The organism is Corynebacterium sp. HMSC070E08 (genome assembly GCF_001808895.1).
GTDB classification, from domain to species: Bacteria; Actinomycetota; Actinomycetes; order Mycobacteriales; family Mycobacteriaceae; genus Corynebacterium; species Corynebacterium hiratae.
The window spans coordinates 109,767-116,779 of record NZ_KV794797.1 but is presented as its reverse complement, the minus strand read 5'-3'; the positions used below and the strand labels follow the sequence as shown (position 1 = coordinate 116,779).

Here is a 7,013-nt window from a genome sequence, read left to right as displayed (position 1 = left end):
GCCACCGGACCCACCACCCGACAGCAGCTAACACTCAGCCACCAAACACAAAAGAGTAAAAGCGCCGGTAACCTGCAACAAAGGCGCTCCCGATAGATAGAAAACCCGTCAGTCAAAGCCATGCTGACGGGCATATCGGCGATCCCTGACCATGATTCAGGCGCTCCCCGCTGGGGGTGGAGTTAAGCCCTTAAAGAGCGACACCCGCCAACCGAATGAAGGTTGACGGAGACATCGGGCAATCTAACGCGCGGAACAGCGTGCTAGCGGCTATCTGCTCGAGAAGTGCAGAAGACCTAGCGGGTTACGAGCGTCGCGAGGATTTCGGCGGGCTGAACAGGGCCTCGCTAGTAAGGCGAGGCGGACTCGTTCCAAGGCGCGGATTCAGCGAGAATGACCTCCTGGATACGCCCAAAGGTGTGCAGCGTGCCCCGGGAAAGGTGGACGCGAAGCGGTTCCCCGACTTCCCCGGCCTCGATAGTGTGCCATGAGAAGTCGGTACGGATAAGCGCCCGGTTCTTGCGCTCCACGATGTGGAGGCCATGGTCAAGGATGATGGTTTCGGAATCGGTACGGATGAACCACACTCGGTCCCCCACGCTGCGCCGCTTAAGACCGGTCAGGTTGCGATGGTCTTCTCGCAACCGCGTAACGGATTCAACGACACCAAACCGATGCTCGAAGCCTTCGGCATCGGCAATCACGAGCGGTCGTCCTGGCCCAACGGGCCGGAGGGCTGACACCGTCCACGCCACCGGCTGGCCACGCTGGCCCTCCTTGGATACCGGCCTTACCACCGCCACGGACGTCGCCTGTCGGCGCTGCTCCACACTGCGAGAGGCGGCAGCCGTAGGAGCTAGCGTCACGCGGTGTGTGGGCGTAACGACGAGCCAGAGGCCCTCGGTGACGAGATTGGCGTCGAGAGGCACAAGCGGGGGATGCACAGCCGCCATCGCCTCCAGCCGCGCGGTGAGTTCGTCGTCAGGCACGCCCCAGCCGTAGCCCTCCGCCGCCAACATGCCAAACAAGGTTCCCAGGGGAAGGTCCGGTTGGCCTTCCCACGCGGCGCGCAGTGCGGCGAGGGTGCGGTCAATGCGGGTTGGGTCGAACATAACTCTCAAGCCTAGTAGGCCCACGATCACCAAAGCCGCCCAACCCCATCAGGGATTGAGCGGCTCACAGACCTGCTAATCAGGAAGGGCCTTAAGCCCTAGCAAGAATTAGCCCAGGATCTTGGTAACGCGGCCAGCGCCGACGGTACGGGAGCCCTCACGGATAGCGAAGCGCAGGCCCTCGTCCATAGCGACCGGCTGGATGAGCTCTACGGACATCTCAACGTTGTCGCCCGGCATAACCATCTCGGTGCCCTCAGGCAGCTTGACGACGCCGGTAACGTCGGTGGTGCGGAAGTAGAACTGCGGACGGTAGTTGTCCATGAATGGGGTGTGGCGGCCGCCCTCTTCCTTCTTCAGGACGTAGACGGAACCCTCGAACTTGGTGTGCGGGGTGTAAGCGCCCGGCTTGATGCAAACCTGGCCACGCTCAACCTCCTCACGCTTGGTACCACGCAGAAGCAGACCACAGTTGTCGCCAGCCTCGGTGTAGTCCATCATCTTGCGGAACATCTCGATACCGGTAACGGTGGTGGACATCGACTTCTCCTTGATGCCGATGATCTCGATGTCCTCGTTGACGTTCAGGGAGCCACGCTCAACACGGCCGGTAACAACGGTACCGCGGCCGGTAATGGTGAAGATGTCCTCGATCGGCATCAGGAACGGCTTGTCCAGCTCGCGGACCGGATCCGGGATGGAGTCATCGCAAGCCTGCATCAGGTCGATAACAGACTGTACCCACTTCTCGTCGCCCTCAAGAGCCTTCAGAGCGGAAATGTGAACGATCGGAGCTTCCTCATCGTAGTCCTGCTCAGCGAGCAGCTCACGGATCTCCATCTCGACGAGCTCGATGATTTCCTCATCGTCAACCATGTCGCACTTGTTCAGTGCAACGAGGATGTACGGAACGCCAACCTGGCGAGCCAGCAGAACGTGCTCGCGGGTCTGCGGCATCGGGCCATCGGTTGCAGCAACAACCAGGATAGCGCCGTCCATCTGAGCAGCACCGGTAATCATGTTCTTGATGTAGTCGGCGTGGCCCGGGGCGTCCACGTGTGCGTAGTGGCGCTTCGGGGTGGAGTACTCAACGTGGGAGATGTTGATGGTAATACCGCGCTCCTTCTCCTCAGGAGCCTTATCGATCATGTCGAAGGCGAAAGCGGTGTTCTCCTCCGGGTAAGCGTCAGCCAGAACCTTGGTGATCGCTGCGGTGGTGGTGGTCTTGCCGTGGTCGACGTGTCCGATGGTGCCGATGTTCACATGCGGCTTCGTACGCTCGAACTTCTCCTTTGCCACTGTTTGTCCTCCTGGACTCTATGGCGGCTACGTATTTCGCAGCCACGTGGTTTGTATTGCCATTGGCACTTCGAGCCGGAGCTCATAAGCGCTAATGACGCTTTCTTACGTGCCAGTTACACGATCCTAGATTTATGCCGCAGTTTTTTCAAACTGCCTAAATAGGAGGTAACCCCGCCCAACACGTGCGGACGTTGACCCTCGACAAGAATCAAATTAACGGATCCTGGGAGGGTAACGGCCGGCTCAACCCACATCATGCGTGTGCGCTCAGCCGACCGCTACCCCAAGGCGCGGAACTGGTCTTCCACTGGCGAAGACTACCAGCCCCGCATGTACGCCTTTGCGGCAGGGCCTAAAAGTTAGGCCTTGGCGCCGGTGCGCTCCTCGATGATCTCCTGTGCCACGGAGGACGGAACCTCAGCGTAGGAGTCGAAGACCATGGTGAAGTTTGCACGACCAGCGGTGGAAGAACGCAGGTCACCGATGTAGCCGAACATCTCGGACAGCGGAACCTTAGCCTTGACGACCTTGGCGCCGGAGCGGTCTTCCATAGCGAAGACCTGGCCACGACGGGAGGAGATGTCACCGTTGACGGTACCCATGTACTCCTCCGGGGTCACAACCTCAACGGCCATGATCGGCTCCAGCAGAACCGGCTTAGCCTTAGCGACGGCCTCCTTAAGGACCTGGGAGCCGGCGAGCTTGAAGGCCATCTCAGAGGAGTCAACGTCGTGGTAAGCGCCATCCTCGAGGGTGGCCTTGATGTTCACCAGCGGGAAGCCAGCGACGAAGCCGTACTGCATGGCGTCCTGGATACCAGCGTCGACGGACGGGATGTACTCCTTCGGAACGCGGCCACCGGTGACGGAGTTCTCGAACTTGTAGGTTGCGGACTCGCCCTCTTCCAGCTCTTCCGGCTCCGGGTTGTACGGCTCGATGGTAACGATGACCTTTGCGAACTGGCCAGAACCACCGGTCTGCTTCTTGTGGGTGTATTCCAGGGACTCGACCTTCTTGCGGATGGTCTCGCGGTAAGCAACCTGCGGGTTACCGATGTTGGCCTCAACCTTGAACTCGCGCTTCATGCGGTCAACCAGAACGTCGAGGTGCAACTCGCCCATACCGCCGATAACGGTCTGGCCGGACTCCTCGTCGAGGTGAACGGTGAAGGTCGGGTCCTCTTCAGCGAGCTTCTGGATAGCGGTACCCAGCTTCTCCTGGTCAGCCTTGGTCTTCGGCTCAATAGCAACCTGGATAACCGGATCCGGGAAGTCCATGGACTCAAGGATGATCGGGTTGTCCGGGTTACACAGGGTGTCACCGGTGGTGGTTTCCTTCAGGCCGATGAACGCGTAGATGTTACCGGCGTCGGCGTGCTCGACCGGGTTCTCCTTGTTCGCGTGCATCTGGAAGAGCTTGCCCACGCGCTCCTTCTTGTTCTTGGTGGAGTTGAGCATCTGCTCGCCCGGGATAGCCTGGCCAGAGTAGACACGCACGTAGGTGAGCTTGCCGAAGAACGGGTGCACGGCAATCTTGAAGGCCAGTGCGGAGAACGGCTCCTGGACGGAAGGCTTACGAGTCAGGGTCTCCTCACCGTCGAGGGAGGTACCGTTGACCTCGCCGATGTCCAGCGGGTTCGGGAGGTAGTCAACAATGGCGTCGAGCAGCGGCTGGACACCCTTGTTGCGGTAAGCGGTACCGCAGAGGACCGGGTAGATCTCGGAGTTCACGGTCAGCTTGCGGATAGCGCCCTTGATTTCCTCAATGGTCAGCTCTTCGCCGCCGAAGTACTTCTCCATGAGCTCTTCGTCGGACTCGGCGACGGTCTCGAGCAGCTTCTCGCGGTACTCTTCAGCCTTCTCCTGCAACTCGGCAGGGATCTCCTCAATAGTGGCTTCGGTTCCGGTTTCTACCTTGCCGCGCCAGGTCAGCGCCTTCATGTTGATCAGGTCGACGACGCCATCGAAGTCATCCTCAGCACCGATCGGCAGCTGCATGACCAACGGCTTAGCACCGAGGCGATCAATGATGGTCTGGACGGTGAAGTAGAAGTCCGCGCCCATCTTGTCCATCTTGTTGACGAAGCAGATACGAGGGACGTCGTACTTAGCAGCCTGGCGCCACACCTGCTCGGACTGCGGCTCCACACCTTCCTTGCCGTCGAAGACAGCAACAGCGCCGTCGAGAACACGCAGGGAGCGCTCAACCTCAACGGTGAAGTCCACGTGGCCCGGGGTGTCAATGATGTTGATCTGGTTGTTGTTCCAGAAACAGGTCACAGCAGCGGACGTAATGGTGATGCCGCGCTCCTTCTCCTGCTCCATCCAGTCAGTGGTGGCGCCACCATCGTGGGTCTCACCGACCTTACGGTTAATACCGGTGTAGAAGAGGATGCGCTCAGTGGTAGTGGTCTTACCCGCATCGATGTGCGCCATGATGCCGATGTTGCGGACCTTGTTCAGATCCTTAAGCACTTCTTGTGCCACAGTTAATACCCCAACTTAATTGTCGTCGACGCCGACGCCAGTTATGCACTGACGAAACATAGGTGACGTCTTCATGGATAGGTCTTGGTCTATTTTGCCACGTCTGGGCTTCTACGTCAGCGTGAGACGTGGAGCCCACGCCATAAAAATGGCCCGAACAACGCTATTCAAGTTTAGGTTCCGCACTGTTTAGCGTGGAGCGCTCCGCCAAGGGGAGCGAGAACACGCAGTGTCAGCGCAGGTAAACGATAATATCGCTGTTCGAGCCATGATGCCATGTGGCGGGTTATACCGGAGGGATTACCAGCGGTAGTGAGCGAAGGCGCGGTTGGCCTCAGCCATCTTGTGAGTATCCTCACGGCGCTTCACGGAAGCACCCAGGCCGTTGGATGCATCGAGGATCTCGTTTGCGAGACGCTCGATCATGGAGTTCTCACGACGCTGACGGGTAAAGGTAACCAGCCAACGCAGAGCCAGGGTGTTGGCACGTGCCGGCTTAACCTCAACCGGAACCTGGTAGGTAGCGCCGCCCACACGACGGGAGCGAACCTCGAGGTCCGGGCGAATGTTGCCCAGGGCCTTCTCCAGGGTGCCGACCGGGTCGGTACCGGTCTTCTCACGGCAGACCTCGAGAGCGCCGTACACAATGCGCTCAGCGGTGGACTTCTTGCCGTCACGCAGGATCTTGTTCACGAGCATGGTGACCTGCTCGGAGTTGTAAACCGGGTCCTTAACTACAGGACGCTTCGGTGCAGCATTCTTACGCATTGTTGATTACTGTCCCTTCTTTGCGCCGTAGCGGGAACGAGCCTGCTTACGGTCCTTCACGCCCTGGGTATCCAGTGCGCCGCGGATAATCTTGTAGCGAACACCCGGGAGGTCCTTCACACGACCACCGCGGACGAGCACCATGGAGTGCTCCTGCAGGTTGTGGCCCTCGCCCGGAATGTAGGCGGAAACCTCGATACCGGAGGTCAGGCGCACACGGGCAACCTTACGCAGAGCCGAGTTCGGCTTCTTCGGGGTGGTGGTGTACACGCGGGTGCACACGCCACGGCGCTGCGGGGAGCCCTTCAGGGCGGCCGTAGCAACCTTGGCCTTCTTGTCGTGGCGGCCCTTGCGGACCAGCTGCTGAATAGTTGGCATAAATCTAGTCTTTCTCTATGACTTCGGCTTGAACTGACCGCTTTCACACGTCCAAACATGCAAAAATGGGGGCTCTCCTCCGGGGCCCTTCCGCATGTCCAGAACGAATCTCACCCAGCAGATGGTTGAGATTCCGATCAGACTTTTCATCTCCTATAAAGATGAAACCTTGGACAGACTACCACCACCCCACTGATCTGCCCAAATCTCACGTGCCCGTACTTCCCAATGGTTAGTGACCGGCGTACCTACAGCACGGCCCGGCTGGCCACGCCACTGGCTGCACGCAACGGTGCACACAAGGAGCTATTAAAAAGCTAGTTCCACTCCCACGTCAGGTCCGCCTCCACCGCGTGCTCGGCGAAGTGCTCTTTTTCCTGCCGCTCCCAGGTTTCAAACCACTCTTCATAGCCAGGGTCGCGCTCCAATGCGCGCTCGCGACGCTTCTCGCGTGGCCCGTCGATACGGACCGTCACCACGGAGCCGCGCTCTTTGGCGGCGGCCACGGTGGCCTCGGTGACAGAACCAACTCCTTCGACGATCAGATCATCGCGCTCATCCAAGCTGGCCCAATCCTTCGGTGCGTTGGCTTCCCAGTCCCAGCGCCAATAGCCCGGGTTATTCTCCCGCAGCACTTGTTCCGAGACCATCTCTGAGCCCTCGTGCAGCCCATGCCAGCCGGGGTAGAACTCGTCGAGGTGGACTACTCGCCACCCAGTCCGCTCCGCCAGGGCCACAGAGGTCCAGGTCTTGCCGGCGCCGGAGGGGCCGTCGATAAGCACGGTGATCGGGCGCATCGGGCGCTTGCGCGACGCGGCGAGCGCCACCACATCGGTCAAGAGCCGATCCATCTCGGCGGCGTGCGTCTGGGCAGTGTCCTTACCGCTGTCCTGGTCGGCCGTGCGGTCCGCGTCCTGCATGTATTTCTTCACCACTTCTGGGTACGTCTAGCGTGCAGCTTTGAGAG

General features: G+C 59.8%; 6 protein-coding genes. All 6 read right to left on the bottom strand.

Going from position 1 to position 7,013, the window contains the following annotated elements:
• Nucleotides 1-347: 347 nt before the first annotated feature.
• The 6 genes from HMPREF2526_RS11565 to HMPREF2526_RS11540 all read right to left on the bottom strand — a co-directional run bounded on the left by HMPREF2526_RS11565 (nt 348) and on the right by HMPREF2526_RS11540 (nt 6,966).
• Nucleotides 348-1,112 carry a hypothetical protein gene (locus HMPREF2526_RS11565; protein WP_070547328.1) on the bottom strand — a complete coding sequence of 255 codons (765 nt, stop codon included), beginning with the start codon at nt 1,110-1,112 and terminating at the stop codon, nt 348-350.
• 108 nt (nt 1,113-1,220) lie between these two features.
• Nucleotides 1,221-2,411: an elongation factor Tu gene (gene tuf / locus HMPREF2526_RS11560; protein WP_046648489.1), complete on the bottom strand. Its 1,191-nt coding sequence runs from the start codon at nt 2,409-2,411 to the stop codon at nt 1,221-1,223.
• Nucleotides 2,412-2,773: 362 nt separating this feature from the next.
• Nucleotides 2,774-4,900, bottom strand: coding sequence for an elongation factor G (fusA, locus tag HMPREF2526_RS11555; RefSeq protein WP_070547327.1), 2,127 nt, complete (start codon nt 4,898-4,900; stop codon nt 2,774-2,776).
• Between the two features lie 300 nt (nt 4,901-5,200).
• On the bottom strand, nt 5,201-5,668 hold the full coding sequence (gene rpsG / locus HMPREF2526_RS11550; RefSeq protein ID WP_046648491.1) for a 30S ribosomal protein S7: 468 nt from the start codon (nt 5,666-5,668) through the stop codon (nt 5,201-5,203).
• Nucleotides 5,669-5,674: 6 nt separating this feature from the next.
• Nucleotides 5,675-6,046: a 30S ribosomal protein S12 gene (gene rpsL / locus HMPREF2526_RS11545; protein WP_005286791.1), complete on the bottom strand. Its 372-nt coding sequence runs from the start codon at nt 6,044-6,046 to the stop codon at nt 5,675-5,677.
• A 317-nt stretch (nt 6,047-6,363) separates the two neighbouring features.
• Nucleotides 6,364-6,966, bottom strand: coding sequence for an isopentenyl transferase family protein (locus tag HMPREF2526_RS11540; protein WP_070547326.1), 603 nt, complete (start codon nt 6,964-6,966; stop codon nt 6,364-6,366).
• Between the last annotated feature and the right edge of the window lie 47 nt (nt 6,967-7,013).